Origin of the sequence: Enterococcus sp. 3G1_DIV0629 (assembly GCF_002141285.1) — a bacterium.
In the GTDB taxonomy this organism is placed as follows: Bacteria; Bacillota; Bacilli; order Lactobacillales; family Enterococcaceae; genus Enterococcus_B; species Enterococcus_B lactis.
The window spans coordinates 1-17,568 of the sequence record NZ_NGLI01000003.1 but is presented as its reverse complement, the minus strand read 5'-3'; the positions used below and the strand labels follow the sequence as shown (position 1 = coordinate 17,568).

The 17,568-nt window shown below is 38.1% G+C and carries 18 protein-coding genes and 2 rRNA genes; 4 read left to right on the top strand and 16 right to left on the bottom strand.

All coding sequences use genetic code 11. The annotated features are described in order from the left end of the window. Positions 1 to 44: 44 nt before the first annotated feature. Genes comGG through comGA form a run of 7 tightly spaced genes read right to left on the bottom strand, consistent with a single transcriptional unit; the run spans position 45 to position 3,738 of the window. Entirely contained in the window at positions 45 to 404 is a 360-nt protein-coding gene (gene comGG / locus A5816_RS12330) for a competence type IV pilus minor pilin ComGG (protein ID WP_086311451.1), read from the bottom strand. Next, positions 376 to 801, bottom strand: a complete 426-nt coding sequence (gene comGF / locus A5816_RS12325) for a competence type IV pilus minor pilin ComGF (protein WP_256925874.1) — start codon at positions 799 to 801, stop codon at positions 376 to 378. Before comGF ends, comGG begins: the two co-directional genes overlap by 29 nt. After that, entirely contained in the window at positions 764 to 1,111 is a 348-nt protein-coding gene (locus A5816_RS12320; protein WP_002315634.1) for a hypothetical protein, read from the bottom strand. The genes comGF and A5816_RS12320 overlap by 38 nt, the downstream gene beginning before the upstream one ends. After that, entirely contained in the window at positions 1,083 to 1,553 is a 471-nt protein-coding gene (gene comGD / locus A5816_RS12315) for a competence type IV pilus minor pilin ComGD (RefSeq protein ID WP_172891925.1), read from the bottom strand. Before comGD ends, A5816_RS12320 begins: the two co-directional genes overlap by 29 nt. Further along, entirely contained in the window at positions 1,528 to 1,806 is a 279-nt protein-coding gene (comGC, locus tag A5816_RS12310) for a competence type IV pilus major pilin ComGC (protein WP_002309938.1), read from the bottom strand. Before comGC ends, comGD begins: the two co-directional genes overlap by 26 nt. Beyond that, complete coding sequence (comGB, locus tag A5816_RS12305) at positions 1,803 to 2,852, bottom strand: competence type IV pilus assembly protein ComGB (protein ID WP_086311449.1); 1,050 nt, start codon at positions 2,850 to 2,852, stop codon at positions 1,803 to 1,805. The genes comGC and comGB overlap by 4 nt, the downstream gene beginning before the upstream one ends. Further along, positions 2,809 to 3,738, bottom strand: coding sequence for a competence type IV pilus ATPase ComGA (gene comGA / locus A5816_RS12300; RefSeq protein ID WP_010732854.1), 930 nt, complete (start codon positions 3,736 to 3,738; stop codon positions 2,809 to 2,811). Before comGA ends, comGB begins: the two co-directional genes overlap by 44 nt. A gap of 131 nt (positions 3,739 to 3,869) precedes the next feature. Between comGA and ade the strand changes: the two genes are divergently transcribed. Then, entirely contained in the window at positions 3,870 to 5,597 is a 1,728-nt protein-coding gene (gene ade / locus A5816_RS12295; protein WP_086311448.1) for an adenine deaminase, read from the top strand. Positions 5,598 to 5,705: 108 nt separating this feature from the next. On the opposite strand, the gene trmB is transcribed toward ade, so the two are convergent. The 4 genes from trmB to A5816_RS12275 all read right to left on the bottom strand — a co-directional run bounded on the left by trmB (position 5,706) and on the right by A5816_RS12275 (position 9,364). Continuing rightward, the gene (trmB, locus tag A5816_RS12290) at positions 5,706 to 6,368 is read right to left on the bottom strand and encodes a tRNA (guanosine(46)-N7)-methyltransferase TrmB (protein ID WP_086311447.1); all 663 of its coding nucleotides are present in this window, start codon (positions 6,366 to 6,368) and stop codon (positions 5,706 to 5,708) included. Between the two features lie 68 nt (positions 6,369 to 6,436). Further along, positions 6,437 to 7,219, bottom strand: a complete 783-nt coding sequence (locus A5816_RS12285; RefSeq protein ID WP_002291341.1) for a phosphotransferase family protein — start codon at positions 7,217 to 7,219, stop codon at positions 6,437 to 6,439. Positions 7,220 to 7,422: 203 nt separating this feature from the next. Further along, complete coding sequence (locus A5816_RS12280) at positions 7,423 to 8,634, bottom strand: ABC transporter permease (RefSeq protein ID WP_086311446.1); 1,212 nt, start codon at positions 8,632 to 8,634, stop codon at positions 7,423 to 7,425. Further along, on the bottom strand, positions 8,627 to 9,364 hold the full coding sequence (locus tag A5816_RS12275) for an ABC transporter ATP-binding protein (RefSeq protein ID WP_002309930.1): 738 nt from the start codon (positions 9,362 to 9,364) through the stop codon (positions 8,627 to 8,629). The genes A5816_RS12280 and A5816_RS12275 overlap by 8 nt, the downstream gene beginning before the upstream one ends. A 137-nt stretch (positions 9,365 to 9,501) precedes the next feature. Here A5816_RS12275 and A5816_RS12270 point away from each other — a divergent pair, with 137 nt between their 5' ends. The 3 genes from A5816_RS12270 (at position 9,502) to A5816_RS12260 (ending at position 11,464) form a co-directional block, all read left to right on the top strand. Beyond that, complete coding sequence (locus A5816_RS12270) at positions 9,502 to 9,936, top strand: HIT family protein (RefSeq protein ID WP_086311445.1); 435 nt, start codon at positions 9,502 to 9,504, stop codon at positions 9,934 to 9,936. Next, the gene (locus A5816_RS12265; protein ID WP_002373026.1) at positions 9,929 to 10,276 is read left to right on the top strand and encodes a YtxH domain-containing protein; all 348 of its coding nucleotides are present in this window, start codon (positions 9,929 to 9,931) and stop codon (positions 10,274 to 10,276) included. The genes A5816_RS12270 and A5816_RS12265 overlap by 8 nt, the downstream gene beginning before the upstream one ends. A 177-nt stretch (positions 10,277 to 10,453) precedes the next feature. Then, on the top strand, positions 10,454 to 11,464 hold the full coding sequence (locus A5816_RS12260) for a peptidylprolyl isomerase (RefSeq protein WP_002316849.1): 1,011 nt from the start codon (positions 10,454 to 10,456) through the stop codon (positions 11,462 to 11,464). Positions 11,465 to 11,530: 66 nt separating this feature from the next. Here A5816_RS12260 and A5816_RS12255 read toward each other — a convergent pair whose 3' ends face one another. The 5 genes from A5816_RS12255 to A5816_RS12235 form a co-directional block, all read right to left on the bottom strand. Continuing rightward, on the bottom strand, positions 11,531 to 12,475 hold the full coding sequence (locus A5816_RS12255) for a 3'-5' exoribonuclease YhaM family protein (RefSeq protein WP_002291331.1): 945 nt from the start codon (positions 12,473 to 12,475) through the stop codon (positions 11,531 to 11,533). Beyond that, complete coding sequence (locus tag A5816_RS12250) at positions 12,459 to 15,179, bottom strand: AAA family ATPase (RefSeq protein ID WP_086311444.1); 2,721 nt, start codon at positions 15,177 to 15,179, stop codon at positions 12,459 to 12,461. Before A5816_RS12250 ends, A5816_RS12255 begins: the two co-directional genes overlap by 17 nt. Next, positions 15,176 to 16,396, bottom strand: a complete 1,221-nt coding sequence (locus A5816_RS12245; RefSeq protein ID WP_002373019.1) for a DNA repair exonuclease — start codon at positions 16,394 to 16,396, stop codon at positions 15,176 to 15,178. The genes A5816_RS12250 and A5816_RS12245 overlap by 4 nt, the downstream gene beginning before the upstream one ends. 333 nt (positions 16,397 to 16,729) lie before the next feature. Then, positions 16,730 to 16,845: ribosomal RNA gene (gene rrf, locus A5816_RS12240) — 5S ribosomal RNA — on the bottom strand. A gap of 95 nt (positions 16,846 to 16,940) precedes the next feature. Next, positions 16,941 to 17,568, bottom strand: a 23S ribosomal RNA gene (locus A5816_RS12235); the annotation flags it as partial.

Genomic DNA, 17,568 nt, shown 5'->3' with positions numbered 1-17,568 from the left:
AACAGTGTTATAACAGAAAAGAGGGCGTTTTCACGAACAACCCCTCATTCTGTACCAGTATCTGTATCATTTTTTACTTCTTCTATGAATCGAAAGATAAACGGCGAGACTTCTATCTCCAAGAATAGAGACTGTTGTACCCATTGATATGTTACAGATCCCGTTGTGTAGTAAAAAATCCCTTCGGACTTCTCAGCAAGTATAGACTGTTCCGATAGAGCCATCTGTTTCATTATTTTTGCTATATAATAATTTTTTATTCGTATATTCAGATCCATTGACAAACGATAGCTTTCTAATGCTGCCGTCAATAAAAACGTACATAAAAGAAATAAAAGCAACACAGAAAATAAAATAGAGCCCTTACAACATTTTCTATTGATCGTTTTTTGTCCATATGGCATATCCATCTTCTCCATTTTCAAAGTGTACATAAAAAGAAATTGTGTGTTCTTTTTCCAATAATTGAAGCTCAGTGATACTTGTTAACATAGGTTGATGCCCGCCGGAAGTTCTTCTTTTACGTATCATCGTCTGATATCTTTCGATGATGTACTGTTTATCCTCTACAGTGTAATACAATTGCTGATTTTTCACAGAAACATTGTGACTGCTGTTAAGCTCTTCTTCTAATTGTGCTAAAAATATCAGCCACTCTTTTTGATCTTTACGCTGTAGAAAGTCACTTACTTGGATGGTTTGCTGGATCAAAAGATTGAATGACAGCAATATACTGCTTACTATCATCAGTCCAATCAGACATTCAATCAGCGTAAATGCCGGGATTTCTTGTTTTTTCAATATTGATCGCTTCTTTCTCCATATTGACAAGCACTTTTTCGATTACTCCATTATTTTCGACAATTTGGATATCGTACATAATCATTTCTTCACTTCGCTCTGGTCTTTTGTGATATATTCGCTGTGTCTTGGTATCTTCGTAAACCATTCGAATAAGTAGCATTTCCTCCCCACTGTTCTTTTCTGCCTGAAGTAAAAAAAGCTGACCAAAACTCACTAAGTACACACAGACGGAAGCAATCATCAGCGCTGTAAGGGACTCTAATAAAATAAACCCTTTTCTATTCAATTCTTTTTGTATAGCGTCCACTCCCCATCTGGAATTGATACGTAATCGTTTGCCCTTTTTCTTCCCAATAAAATTGATACGCTTTTAGTGAACTTTCATTTCCAGTTCCAGCAGCAAAAGTGATGGAAGCATGGCGTTTCAAGGTAATCTCATCAGGAATATCTAATACTTTCCAGCTCGCTTCATCGGGTTGCGACATACGAAAAATGATCTGATTTTCGTCATTGTTCCAATAAAAATCTGTTTGGATTTGGTTCACAATAGCGATTTTTTGAGTGGTATAGATTCGTTTTTCAAACTGGCTGAAAAATTGATAGACTGTCATTTCTTTCTTCCATGCAGAAAATGCGAGAACTGGAAAAGAAAGGATTGTTGTAAGCAATAAAATCAGTAAGAGTGACTCAAACAACGTATATCCTGATGCTAATGTTTTACCTTCAAGGTCGCTGGTAGATGTCTGCATGTTCTCGTTTGATATAGCCTTCATTCAATAATTCCTCCACGGTAGGGATTCTTCCATTGTTTTGAAGCGCGTAGAGCTCTTTTTGTGTGTCTACCAACTGAATGATTGCTTCACGACTTTCTTGGTCTACATGATTCCTATAACGTGACAAATTTGGGACGAACAACAATACTAGTACACTGATGATCAGTAAAACGATCAGCATTTCGATTAATGTAAAACCGCTATAATAAGGTGTTCTTTTCTTTTTCATGGCAAGACCTCCTCGATACTTCCATAAACAGGTAATAAAACAGCAGCATAAACCAGTAAAATCAAAACCGCTACGCCTAAAAAAACAATTGGCTGAATAAAATGCAGCCAGTGCTGAAGTCGTTTGAAAAGCTGTTTTCTTGTCCATCCGCTGTAAAATATCAGCTCTTTCCCTAAATTTCCCTTTGCCTCTCCCTGTAAAATAATCTTGCTGAATTCTTCAGATAGAAAACGGTAATTCTGGAACTGATCAGCTAATGGTATACCTGCCTCCAATCCTTGTATCATCTTGGAAGCAAGGTGTTGAAGGAGACTTTCTTGTTTCGTCTCCTTCAAGCAAACGATGATTTGCCTTAATTCGAAACCTTCATGAAAAAGTTTGCCAATCTCTAGCGACAAATAAGCAGATTGATACAAGGAATATATCGGCCCAATCACCAATTGTCTGCTTATCCATTCACTCCGATCAATAGGAGACAATTTCATCAGCCGATACCTTACTAGAAAAGTCAATAAAGTAACCACTAGGATAAATAGTAGAACGTACCAGTGAAAGACTTGTATCAGCTGAATCCCCCAATGCTCTTCCATAACCATCCCTGAACCAATAAGCTGAGGCAAAACGATCAAACGCATACTAAATAAGATACCTAGCAAAAAGGTGAGCAATAGCATCGGATAGGCAAGCACCTTTTTCAAATCATTGCGAAATCCTTCGACCAGACGAAACTGTTTGGCAATTTCCAACAAAGTTGCCGGCAGATTCCCGTGGAGTTCAGCTAATTCGATCTGTACCAGTTGTTCTGCTCCATACCCTGTTTGCGAAAGTACTTCACTAAACGGTTGTCCTTCCTTTAGCTGATGTTGGATGTTTGCCAAAATAGCAGGCTGGAACGAACGGATCGTGAGTAATAAATAAAGGGATTCTTGCAAACTAAAACCAGTTAAAAGCAGCTCTCCCATGGTTTGTGCAAACTGATTTTGCTGGCTTCTTGTCAATCCTTTAGAATAGTTCTGACTGCCAAGTTTTTTTCTGAGCTTCTTCATAGCTTTCCTCCCATGATTTTTTTACTGGTTCTTCCTCCATAAATTGATAACTCCACAAGACAGAAGGATGGTGATCGGCATCTTCCAAAAGTTCTTGATAAATGACTCCAGCTAAACATTCAGATAGCTCTTCTTTTTTCTTTGTTAGTTCATGGATTCTGATCAATGTACCTTCAAGATTGCGTGCATGTACGGTTGCGAATACCCGATGTCCCGTTAGTGCAGCTCTTACCGCAGCATGTGCAGTTGATTCATCTCTTATCTCGCCAATGATCAACAAATCAGGGCGATGCCGTAATGCGAGCTTCAAAAGTGTGTCATAAGTCTGTGCTATTTTGGGATTGATCTGCAATTGCAGAAAGAATGGTTCTTCGATCTCTACAGGATCTTCGATGGTGATTACTTGTCGTTTTTCTTTCAAAGCCAACCGATACATCAATGACGTCTTTCCTGACCCGACTGGTCCGCTGAATAGGTATAATCCACGTCTAGCGGTTTTCTGCAAAATAGTTGCAAAATCTCGAGAACTAAAGCAACGATGAAGTGTTTCAGAAATACCGTATAATAGCCGAATCACTAAGCTTTCTCGTTGAAGGTAATCTCCTACAGAAGACAGTCGTAACCGAACCTTCTGTTTTTCTAAAGAATAGGTCAATGCACCTAATTGAGCTTTTCTTTTTTCTCCGATATCCATTTGTCCCAAATACTTAAATCTTGAAATCAATTGCTGGCCATCTGCCGAAGATACTTCCTTCCAGAATGTTCGTTTTTTTCCATAGCGAAAATAGATGTAAAATACTTCTGAAGCTGGCAAGACATATACGTCTTGGGCATGTTTGGCGAAACTTTCACTTATCATTTGATCTGATAATCGTTTTATTTCCATTATTCTCCCCTCCACAAAAAACATACGTCTTTTTGAACTTTTTGTTTCAAATAAAATGAATTTATTAAAAAACATTGGCAAAAAACGAATTTATGTTATACTTATAAAAATTTATCTTGGGAGGCATTCCATTGGAATCAACATTAAAGAGATACATCGAAGTAGCAAGTAAAAAAAAGCCCGCTGATCTAGTGATCAAACAGGCTAAGATCGTCAATGTCTTTACGAAAGAGATCATGGAAAAAGATGTAGCGATTTACGAAGGAATGATCGTAGGGATTGGTGAATATGAAGGAAAAAGCGTACATAATGCTAAGGGGCAATATCTAGTACCAGGATTCATTGATGGCCATGTGCATATTGAAAGCTCACTTTTATCACCAAGTGAATTTTCAAAAGTATCCTTGCTTCATGGAGTCACTACTGTAGTAACGGACCCCCACGAAATAGGAAACATCGCTGGGAGTACTGGTCTTCAATTTATGATAGAAGACGCAAGACAAACGCTTATGAATATTTTCTTTATGCTCCCTTCTTGCGTACCTGTCACCCCATTTGAGACAAATGGTGCAAATCTAAATGCCAAAAATCTAGCACCTTTTTTACAAAATCCCGAAGTTTTAGGCTTAGCTGAAGTCATGAACTATCAAGCAGTAGCAAATAATGAAGCAGATATCCTAGAAAAGATCCAATTGATGCACCAGCATAAGAAAAAGATTGACGGACATGCAGCTGGTATCGGCATGGAAGAATTAAATGTTTATCCTGCAGCAGGTATTCGGACGGATCATGAAGCTACAACTGCAAAAGAGGCTAAAGAACGTTTGGATCTTGGTATGTATTTAATGGTTCGAGAAGGGACCGTTGCAAAAGATCTGGCATCGCTACTACCGGCGATCACGCCTGATAATTCAAGAAGATGCTTCTTTGTCACCGATGATAAACTCATCAATGATTTAGTTAAAGAAGGATCGATTGACCATATCGTCCGTCAAGCTATTTCAATGGGAATGGATCCATTACAGGCAATCCAGATGGCAACATTGAATGCAGCAGAATGTTTTGATTTGAAAACACTAGGTGCGATTGCTCCTGGGTATCAAGCTGATTTCTTCTTAACAGACGATCTTACCAAGTTGCCAATTCATGAAGTTTTCTATAAGGGAACATTGGTCGTCCAATCTGGTCAACTCGAAGACCATTTATTTGCTGATCATTCAAATCCATATACATGCTGTCTACCAAACCTAAATGCTCAACCGTTGCACCCTCGTTCGTTAGAGCTGCTTCTCCCTTCTTCGCAAGCCCATTTGATCGAAATTATCCCGAATAGTCTCGTCACGAACGATTTGGTAGAAAAAGTGGACCGACAAGGCGAACGATTCATTCCTTCAATCGAAAAAGACCAATTAAAGATTGCGGTGATCGAGCGTCACCATCAAACCGGAAATATTGGGTTAGGCATCGTAAAAGGATTTCAGCTGAAACAAGGGGCGATAGCGACAACGATTGCTCATGACTCTCATAATCTAGTTGTCGTGGGGACAAATGATGAGGATATGCTGTATGCTGCTAATCTTTTGATTCAAAAAGGTGGCGGGATGACTGTTGTCAACAAACAGAAGGAAATAGCTTGTCTTCCTCTACCGATAGGCGGCATCATGACACAGGAACCTTTTTCGATCGTCAATGAACAGTTGAATGAATTAATAGCTGAAACACATCAACTAGGGGCAGCTAAAACCTTTGATCCTTTTTTGACACTTTCTTTCTTAACATTATCTGTCATACCCGAATTGAAGATCACCGACAAAGGATTATTTTCATTCTCTCGATTCCAATTGATTCCACCTTGTTGAAAACCGAGGAAATAGGTATATCTTAAATCAAAAAAGTCCCAGAAAATGCACATGACAGATGTAATGTGTTTTCTGGGATTTATCTTTTTATGAAAGTAAAAAGTTCATTCACAGACTTTTCTTTTTGGTCTTATCTTTAAATTGAGCTTCTACTCGATAAATACGTTGACCTTTCGAAGAAAATTTTTCTTCATACTCCGTCATAATATTGCCTTCAAATTGACTTTGATGCAAATCCAACCATACCTGTTTGAGGATCATGCCATATTGAGAAAAACTTGCCAGCGAATACTCAAACAATCCTTGATTATCTGTTTTGAAGTGGATTTCTCCATTTGGGCGGAGGATCTGTTCATCTACAGCAAGAAAAGTTTTGTATGTCAAGCGCCGTTTTTCATGTCGTTTTTTCGGCCATGGATCAGAAAAATTCAGATAGATCTGATCTACTTCGCTGTCAGCGAAATATTCTGTCAATGCTGATCCATCCACATGCAGAAGCTTCAGGTTAGGAAGCGGTTGTTCAATCAACTTGTCTAATGCTATAGAAACAACACTTACTTGCATTTCTACTCCAATATAATTGATTTCAGGATGGGCTTTTGCCATTCCAGTGATGAACTGGCCTTTCCCCATTCCAATCTCAATGTGGATTGGATGATCGTTTCCAAACAATTCATTCCATTTTCCCTTCCACAATGTTGGATCACTAATTACAAAATTCGGGTGAGCCGCTAACATTTCCGCTGCTCCCGGACGATTTCGGACACGCATTATTTATCTCCATTCCTTTCTCTAATTAAAAAGGTCTGGCCAAATCTCCGCAGAGTTTGGGCCAAACCTCAGCCACTGAAAATTCGTTTTAATTGTAAAATTTCTTCGTTCATTCGTCGATGATCTTCACGTTTGCAGTATCTAGTGATTTCTTGGAGCAAATTCATGGCCGCATACCAGTGAAATTTTTCAAGCATTTCGTCAGTCGGACGTATGCCATAACTGATCAGCCATTGATTCCAACTGGATAGAGGCACATAATTTCCTAAAATCGTTGCAATATCTACCGCAGGGTCTGCAAACATGATTGAATCCCAATCCACGAGATATAAATAATTTTTACATACTAACCAATTTCGATGATTTACATCTCCATGCACTACTGATAGATTTTCCTTATCTATCGGCGGGATCTGCTCACGAAGAAATCGATGGACGATTTGCAGAAATTGATTTTTCTGGAGTTCTTCTGGTAATTCTTTTTCATATTTTTGCAACATCTTCTCCGGCGTCATAACACGTCCGCCGATACGGGTCAGCATGGTTTTAAGAGAATTTGAATGATGTAAATGGTACAAAACATCAATCACGTCATTTCTTTGACCAATCTCATTAGGAGTTAGCAAGCGGCCTTCTAGCCATTCTTGTGCTGTCAAGGTATCGCCATTCCCCGTTCGTTTTGTCCAAACAAGTTTTGGTGTAATTCCTTCCCTTGAAAGAGCAGCCAACATCGGAGTCGTGTTTCGTTTAATAAAGACTTTGTCTTCATCACGCATGCCTATGTATGTTTTTCCTGTATCGCCTTTGATGGGACGTAACCGCCACTCTTGGTCTAACTGAAACTCCATCATGCATTCTCCCGTCCTCTTACTCTTTGTTTTGCAGTACTTATTATTCTAGTCGCCTGATCACTACACGTCAAGCACATATACGTTCTTTTTCATTTATTTGCCATTCAAAAAACCGACTTTTCTCAAAAAAAATAGAACGAACAGCATTCTTACTGTCAACGCTCTATTTTTCATGTTCATTTTTATCCTACACAGCTTTGTTTTCAGTCTGACATCTTCTTCAAACGAGTTGGTACATATAGTTTAACAAAGAGACCCGTAACAATCAAATAAGCCGCTAGCGGAACCCATCGTTGCTGACCATCCAATACGACTGCAGCAATCAACCCAAAGATAACCGATGCGATAACTAATACCCATGTGAGCAGATACTGGATCGCCTGCTTCTTCTGATTCTCATGGATTGGATAAAGCTGAACGAGTACCATATAGCGGAACTGGCTCGCTAAAGGCAGCAATTGGAAACCGATCAAATATAAAAATAAAGAACCGATTATCAGACTAAAATAAAAGTCGATCACTCCGAAAATCAATAGCCCACCTATAATTACTAACCGGAAGTAAAGACCACTAAAATCAGAACCTCTTGCCAATCTTCTTGCAAACAAATAAAGATAAGTGTTTTTTGATTCTCTTTTAATATGAGTCAATAGAGGATCCAAGTAGCGTCTTCTTTTTACCTTTGCCGTAATTTCAGGAACATCTGTGAATAAATTAATAAATTGATAGATCTGATGCAACCTTTGTTCTTCTGCGTGCACCATTTTCTCCCAATCCAATCTTTTTTCCTGTTGCTTCCACAAAAACCAGTAATATAGACTTGCCTGTACCAATGCACCTGCTACCCCTGCCCAGACCAGCCAATAAAATGAAAGAAGCAAAATGAGCATAGAAGAAAGTAACCAACCTGTTTTCCAATAACGAATGACCTGTTGATCTAGTCGAAACAATTCTGCTCGCTTGATTTGCAGATGACTGAATTTCAAACTCCATAATATGATCAGATAGACGAAAAACATCGAAAAGATTTGCTGAGTACTAACCACCACTAATGGCATAGCAAATCCGCATGCCAATATCAAAATGATCATCGGAAAAATGCAAGAATAGCGAAAAGCTCGTTCCAAATAGGTCTGCATTTCTTTTTCTTTCGGAAGTAAAAAAACAATATCTGCTGCCTCCGCAAAAGTAGCCATCTTGCCTACAAATAAACAGAGCATCCAAAATACAGAGATTATCATTCCCCCAAGTGCAAAAGGCGGATGCAAGGTTTTCAACCAACTAGAATAGTACAATCCCACGCCACCAATTAAGAAAAGACAAACTAAAACAAAATGATCGTTCAACACATAGCGCATATATTTCATCATTTTCTTTTGATGCCTTGCTAAACGTTTTTGAAAAAAACTACTCATGTGCCTGCTCCTTTGTTAAAGCGATATAGATTTCGTCCAAAGAAGAATCCGGCAGATGAAATTCTTTTCTCAACATCTCAAGGGTCCCATCTGCTCGTATCTCTCCGTTATGTAAGACCACAAAACGGTCACAGTATTTTTCTGCAGTAGCTAAAATATGCGTAGACATCAAAATACCGGCTCCTTCTTTTTTCATCTCTACCATCAATTCAAGCAGCGCATTGATAGCCAGTGGGTCCAATCCTAAGAATGGTTCGTCAATGATATATAAAGAAGGCTCGATCAAAAAGGCGCATAAGATCATCACTTTCTGCTTCATCCCTTTTGAAAAATTAGCCGGAAACCAGTCAAGGCGATTAGACAAACGGAAAGTCTCTAACAGCTTTTCAGCTCTTTTCATTGCTGTATCCATAGGTATATCATAGGCCATCGCAGTGACTTCGATATGTTCCCTCAAAGTCAATTCTTCATATAAAGAAGGCGTCTCTGGAATATACCCAATTTGTTTACGATATTCTTCCGTATTTTTCTTTAAAGATAGATGATTGATTTCTATCGTTCCCTTTGTAGCTTCCAACAGACCGATAATGTGCTTGATGGTTGTACTTTTCCCTGCTCCGTTCAGCCCAATCAATCCTACTATCTCTCCAGGCTGTACGTTGAAACTGATATCTTTTAACACAGGGAGATGTCCATACCCTCCTGTGACATGATCGATAATTAAACTCATTCTTTTTCCTCCGCCATTTATTTTTATTTATTATACCACGAAGAAAATGACGGTATTTTGTTTTTTTCCTTACAATGGCTTTAACTTATGGTAAAGTTAAGCTGAAGTATTTATTCTTTATGGAAAGGATGTTTTTTATGGAAAACTGTATTTTTTGCAAAATCATCAATCAAGAAATCCCAAGCTATAAAGTTTATGAAGATGACAAAGTCTATGCTTTTTTAGACATTTCTCAAGCAACGAAAGGACACACGTTAGTTGTTCCTAAACGTCATGTAGCAGATATTTTTGAATATGATCCTGAACTTGCAGGAGAAGTTTTTTCACGTGTGCCTAAGATTGCTCAAGCTTTAGAAAAAGCTTTTCCAGAAATGAAAGGTCTTAATATCTTGAATAACAACCGTGAATTAGCTTATCAATCTGTTTTTCATTCACATATCCATTTAGTTCCTCGCTATAGCAAAGAGGACGATTTTTCTATCCACTTTGGCAACCATCAAGACAGTTATGGACCCGAAGAACTAAAAGCTATTCAAGAAACAATCGTAAAGCAGGTGCACAGCGATGATTAAAAACTTTTTCAAAGGACTGTTATTCGGAGCTGCTGCTGGAACTGTCGGAGGTCTGTTATTTGCACCTAGGAGCGGGAACGAAACAAGAAAAAAACTGATTGAAGAACTGGAAGAAGCAACCACTCTGACAAACGATTTAAATAACAGTTTGGATCATTTTAAAAGCGCATTGATCGAGACAAAAGAAACAGCTGAATCTGTGATTCCCGCTTTCCAAGAAGCCATCAACAAAGATATCGAAGATTTTAAATTCCAGGCCGAACCACGTATCGCCCAAATCAATGAACAAGTAGAAAAACTAACAGCTGATCTGCCTGAGTATCCTGATCAAATACAATAATGATCATTTTCTCAACAGATACGACTGTCTAATAGAGGAATAATTGCACATTTCCTAGGAATGTGATGAAATTTTGAATTTTGTTTGAAACTATCACGAGAACGCTTTTAAAGGGCATGGGATATGGTATAGTTAATATATAAAAAATAATAACTAATTACAGGAGTGCAAACATTAATGAAAAAAAAATCAATTATTTTGGCAGCTACTAGTGCGTTGGCTGTTTTAACTCTAGCGGCTTGTTCAGGCGATACCAATAAAGATATCGCAACGATGAAAGGCGGAACGATCACTGTATCTGATTTCTACGATGAAGCAAAGCTCGAATCATCGAACCAATCATTAGTACAACGGATGATCATCTATAAAGTATTCAATAACAAATACGGCGATAAAGTAACAGATAAACAAGTGGATGCAGAATACGACAAACAAGCGAAATCTTTAGGTGATACTTTTGAATCACAATTAGAAACTGCTGGGTATACGAAAGATTCTTACAAAGAATATATCCGTAACAATCTAGCTTTTGAAGCTGGTTTGAAGGCTCATGTAGATATTACAGATGATGATCTGAAAACTGCTTGGGAATCTTTCCATCCAGAAGTAGAAGCACAAATCATCAAATTATCAAGTGAAGATGAAGCAAAAGATGTAAAAAAATCAGCGGACGATGGGGATGATTTCTCTAAATTAGCCGAAGACAAATCAACTGATTCAGAGACAAAAGAAGATGGCGGTAAAGTCAAATTCGACTCGACGACGACAACTATTCCTGCAGAAGTAAAAGAAGCAGCTTTCAAATTGAAAGACGGCGAAGTCTCTGACGTTATTACTGCAACAAACACTACTTCTTATGCAACAGAATACTATGTTGTCAAAATGGTGAAAAACCAAAATAAAGGCAACGACATGGATAAATACAAAGATCAATTAAAAGAAATCGCTACTGAAACAAAATTAAGTGACAATGCATTCACGACTAAAGTAATCGGTGAAGAATTAAAAGATGCAAATGTAAAAATCAAAGACGATGCCTTTGAAAATGTGTTGAGTGCATTCACAACAACTTCATCAGGTGCTAAAGACTCAAGTGAAGCCACATCTTCAACAAAGAGCTCTGACACAAAATCAACTGATTCAACAAAAGAATCTTCAACTGAAGAAACAACTGATTCATCAAAATAAAAGAAAACAAAAAAGCGAAGACTTATGTCTCGCTTTTTTGTTTTGAATGAAAAAAATAAATTTTTGCTATAAATCTTTTGGTACATAGAAACTTCGGTTGTCCATACCGAAAATCCGATCTGTGTATTTTCCTGGTTCTGTTTGACGAATCGAAGTCAACATCATCTGCATGGAAGCATCAATATTGTCGATTTGATGTAATATTTCTGCTTCCATTATTCTTGGACGTACAGGTGAACCATATTCTAATAGGCCGTGATGTGCTAAAACCATATGTCGTAATACGAGAACATCTTCGTCAGCTTCGCTGATTTTCAGCGCAAGACAGGCTTTAGTTATTTCTTCGTCAATCAATACCAAATGTCCGATTAAATTCCCTGCAAGCGTATATTCTGTCGACATAGGACCGGAAAGTTCGATCACCTTTCCTAAATCATGCAAAATGATACCCGCATATAATAATGGTCGATTCAACTCAGGATATTCATCGGCAATTGATTTTCCTAAGTGAAGCATTGTCAAAGTATGATAAGCTAATCCACTGGCAAATGCATGATGGTTTCTTTTGGCTGCCGGAAACTCAAAAAATTGTTTTTGGTATTTATTGAGTAGATAGCGAACGATCCGATTCCAATGCGCATTTGTGATTTCAAATAATAATTGATTGATTTCTTCTTCCATTTCTTCTTTCTTCAAAGGGGCTCTTTCCATGTATAAACTAGGTTCCCCTGGCTCATCCATCCTTGTTAAACGCATGTGAAGAATCTTTACTTGCGGGTTCCCTTGATAAACCTCTCTTTTACCGTTTAGAAAAACGACTGTGCCGGCTGTAAATTTATTGATTTCTTCTTCCGAAGCATCCCAGTACTTGCCATCGATGGTACCTGAAGTATCTTGGAAAGTAAAAGCAATAAATTTTTTTCCGTTTTTAGCGATTCTTACATCTGCACTTTTGATCAGGACAAATTGCTCAAACTGCTCATCGATTACTAAATCACGAATTTTTTTCATTATTTGCTCCTTCTAATTGTTTTACGGTTTGGTTCATCTCATGGTAATAGCTTACCATTTCTTTATCAGAAGAAAAACAAATTATTTGATACTTTTCTCCAAATTTAGCTAAAAGTTCAGCTAATTGATACTTTCGCTGATGATCATAATGAAGCCAGCCATCATCTATGATGATCGGACATATCGAACGATTGGCTTCTAACGAGAGGTAAGCAAACCTCATCGCCATAATCAGCTGATCTTTCGTACCTGTAGACAACTCATAGATTGGAAAGTCTGTATATCCGTCTGTTAAAGTCAGTGTATCGTTTTTCAGTAATATCTTCTGATAATTTCCTTTTGTTAAAATACCTAAATAATCACCCGCTGCTTTTAACAACTGAGGTAATTGTCTTTCACTCATCTCTGTTGAAAGATCGCCTAAAAATGTCCCGGCGATTTCAAATGCGCCCCATTCCTCTAGCAATTCCTGCAATTTTGCTTTTTGTCGGCTAGCTTGTTGATAGAGTTCGTCCAATGTGCCGTCTCTTTGCAGCTCTTCTACTTGAAGTTGGAGTCGTTGCCGATTTTCACTTGCTTCTTTTTCTTCTTGGTGGAGCTGGGCTTGCTTTTCTTTCAGTTGCCGCAGTCTTACAGATAATTTCTCTTTCGTCAGTTCTTCAGGAAACAGTGGGCGAAGCATTTCTGACAGTTCATTGTACCTTTTCATCTGATGTTCGGCTTGTTTGGCTTTTTGTAAAAAGACAGGTACTTCCGAAGGATAAGATAATCCAGCTTGGCTCAATTGTTCGCTGTATTCTTGTACCCATACTTTTTGTTTCTTTTTCAATTGATTGATTTCTTGCTTCAATAAAGTATTTTGCTGATAGCTTCTAGCAAATTTCATCTGTTCCATTTCTTGGATAAAACGGGAAAGCATAGCCATTTTTTCTGAGATCGTCTTATCTTGTATGGGTAGCCATTCTTTAACAGACTCAAATTTCTGATCAATCTGTCGTAGTTTTTCTTGGATTTCCTGCTCTCTTTTATGTTTCCGCACAAATACGCCATACAATTTCTGATAATCTATGACTTCTTGCCCATATTCTTTCATGAGTTTGAGTGTATCCATCTTTCCTAAGTGCCGATGATCAGCAAAACGATATACTTCTTGCTGAAGAATTTGTTTTTCTTCTTCTATTCTCTTTTGTTTTTCTTCTGCTTCTGCTAATTGGGCTAAAGCTAAATCAAGCTGACCTAGTTTTTCTTGCCACATTCCTTTTATTTCTGATAAATCATTTTTAGGTTTGACCTTTGATTGCTTTTTGTAGAAGAAATAGCCCGCCATGCCTGCACCAATCAATAAAAAGACCACTTTTAAGGGCATTGGTACAAATATACCTGCAATGATTATTGCTCCGCCAGCAATTAGCATATATGGTTTAGATGAAGGGGTTGGTGCTATCTCTGACTGATTTTGTAATAATGCTGGATAAGTCTCTTCCAACTCATTCACTTCTGCTTCGATCATTTTTTGCTGTTCTTTAGCTATCTGGAGACGCACAGAAATCTGGCTTTCTAAATCAGCAATCCTTCTTTCTTCAGCCAGAAGATTCTTCCACTCTTCTTCATATAAAAATTCTTCCGGTAACGGATTTTTCTGCCACTGCCATCTTTGTTCCAAGATCTTCAATTCTGAATTTGTTTCTCTAGTCTCTATTTGAAGTCTTTGCCATTCTTCGCTTAATTGTTCCGTTGTAAACTGGAGTTGTTGGAGGTCTTTTAGTTCTTGCTCCTGCTCTAAATAAAAATAATATCTAGCTGACTGCTGATCCATCCCGCTATGCTTTTCCAGAGTTGCTTCTAATTCTTCTAAACGCTCATTTGTTTGCTGATATCGTTTGGAAAAAGACTCCAGATCAAGAAGAAGTTGTTCATCAGGAAGACCTGTGGCGATGTTTTTTTTGAGGGATTGCCATTCTTCATATAAAGAAAAATTGAGTTCTTGCTGTCTGGCTAGTGCAAATTGTTTATTCGCTTCATTTAGTTGTTCCAGTAACTGTTGCTGTTGCGACTCGTATTCCTGTTCTTGTTGGATCAACTTGCCAAAATAAGCTTCCTGTTCTTGTTTTAGATGGATTTTCTCTTGAAGCTCTTTCCATTCATTTAATTTTTGATTGATCAGCAGTTTTTGGCCTTTTTTCTTGAATAACTGTTGTGCTTTCTGATAATATTCTTGTCTTTTTTGGAATACTTGAGAACTGCCCGTAATCCCTAAAGAAATCAATGCATCATGTAGCTCTTTTTCTCTCAAGTGATCTAGTTCCATCAGCTGTTCTTGCTGGAAAGTAAATACCTGCTGGAATAACTCTTTCGTCAAAGGTGCAATCAATTTTTCTAGTAATTCATCACTTCCAACTTGATTCCCCAGCCATACCTTCGATTTTCCACGGTTTTGCTGTTTATAGCGTTCGACAGCAAATTCACCGTATACAGGATGTATAAGCCATATTTTGCCGCCATAGGCTGAGCCGTCTTTTGGTGTATAATCCTTTTTTTTACGGCCTTTTGAAGGGAATCCAAATAAGATGGCTTGGATAAATTGATAAATCGTTGATTTTCCTGCTTCGTTTCCCCCATAGATCAGCTGATTGCCTGAATAAAAATCAAAACTTTTTTGACGCCATTTTCCAAAAGCAGCAATCTCGATCCTTAAAATCTTCATTCCTGATCCTCCTCAAATAAAAAATCTTGATTAAGTAGCTGCTTGGCTTTTTCAAGTGTTTCTTCTTGATATTCCGGCAGTTCGCTCAATATTTTAGCTGCTTCTTGGTGGCTATATACTTCATTTAAAATTTGTTGGAAATCTTGAGGTGTCTGATAGTATTGAAATAGCTGTTCCATCAATTTAGCAGAAGCAGCAAGTGGAATCTTCGTATAAAAAGTATCCTCCATGAGAGAAATACGCCAAATAAATAAATCACTTATCCTATCTGAAAATTCCTCTAACAGATAATCTAATAACTCTCCTGATTGTATTCGCTCTAGAACATCTGTATTGAGATGGTCATAATCTTTTAATTTTATCTCAATTAAACTAAACCCATCCTCTACTTTTGAAAGTTGCTGACGAATATGAACAATCACCTCTTTTGTCGTCCTCACTTGCCTCAATGATATTTCCTTTGTCTTCCAATAGACCTCTGCTACTTTAATCGGATGTATTTGACAACTTCCTTTACTTAATTCAACAAGTAGAATGGATGTAGAAGTTTGTTCTTTTTTAGTGTGTCCTTGAGGCGCACCTGGATAAACGATGGTTTGCTTTTCATTTAAAACTGTTGGCACATGGATATGCCCCAAAGCCCAATAATCGTATCCTTTTTCTTGCATTTTTGAAGGTTGGAAAGGGGCATAGTTCCCTTTTTGCGAGGTACCCGGTTCCCCGTGATACAAACCAATATGGTAATCTGTAAGTTCTCTAGAAGGAAATTCCATCACTTTGTCTTTTTGAATCCATGGTTGTCGATAACTGAATCCACTGAGAGAGACAGTTTCTCCACTTTTTATCGTTATTTTTTTTGTCTCTACCGTTTCGGATGTAAATAAATGGACATTTTTAGGAAAGGAGAACCAATACCGCTCTTTTTGATAGAAATCATGATTTCCGAATATTATAAATACAGGTATATGGTTCTTTTCTAACCGTTTCATCTGTTCTAAAAAATGTTTCTGTATTTTTAATGAAGGACGATTTTGATGAAAATTATCTCCTGCAAGTAAAACAAAATCAACATTATTTATTATTGCCTGTTCAATGATATTTGATAAAACGATCAGATTCGTCTTCAATAGTTTTTCCTGTACAGTTTTATCAAGAGTTGTCAGTCCTTCAAATGACCGATCCATATGTAAATCTGCCGCATGGATAAATTTCACCATTAAAAATTTCCTCCTTTTTTTCTTTTATCATACCATTTTCAATGTTTTTTTTCATCAATAACCGAAAATTTGTTCGTATTTAATATAAAAAAATAAACTAATTTTAGTCATTTTTATCATACCTTTAACGCCCTTTTCTCTTTTTTTATTTTTACTAATTATACGTTTACGTAACCTTTTGTTTAATGAATGAATCGGCTAAAAAAAGAACAAGGAAACTTGAAAAACTGAACTTCGATGTTCATAGATAGCGCATCATCAATCTATTGTAACAGGTAGCCTTTTAATGGTACAAAAAAAGATGAACTATTTCTAGTTCATCTTTTTACCTTTGCGTGGCGACGTCCTACTCTCACAAGGGGCAACCCCTCACTACAATCGGCGCTAAGAAGCTTAACTTCTGTGTTCGGCATGGTTACAGGTGTATCCTTCTCGCTATCGCCACCACACTGTGGTGTTATCTTTTATTGAGTAAATTTTGTTCACTCAAAACTGGATTTGAAGTTCTATAAGTTTTTTGCCGAGTTCTTTTCTTTTTAACCTATTGGTTAAGTCCTCGATCGATTAGTATCAGTCCGCTCCATACATCACTGTACTTCCACTCCTGACCTATCTACCTGATCATCTCTCAGGGATCTTACTTTCTTAAAGAAATGGGAAATCTCATCTTGAGGTGGGCTTCACACTTAGATGCTTTCAGCGTTTATCCCTTCCCTACATAGCTACCCAGCAATGCCCTTGGCAGAACAACTGGTACACCAGCGGTAAGTCCATCCCGGTCCTCTCGTACTAAGGACAGCTCCTCTCAAATTTCCAACGCCCGCGACGGATAGGGACCGAACTGTCTCACGACGTTCTGAACCCAGCTCGCGTGCCGCTTTAATGGGCGAACAGCCCAACCCTTGGGACCGACTACAGCCCCAGGATGCGACGAGCCGACATCGAGGTGCCAAACCTCCCCGTCGATGTGGACTCTTGGGGGAGATAAGCCTGTTATCCCCAGGGTAGCTTTTATCCGTTGAGCGATGGCCCTTCCATGCGGAACCACCGGATCACTAAGCCCGACTTTCGTCCCTGCTCGACTTGTTGGTCTCGCAGTCAAGCTCCCTTCTGCCTTTACACTCTTCGAATGATTTCCAACCATTCTGAGGGAACCTTTGGGCGCCTCCGTT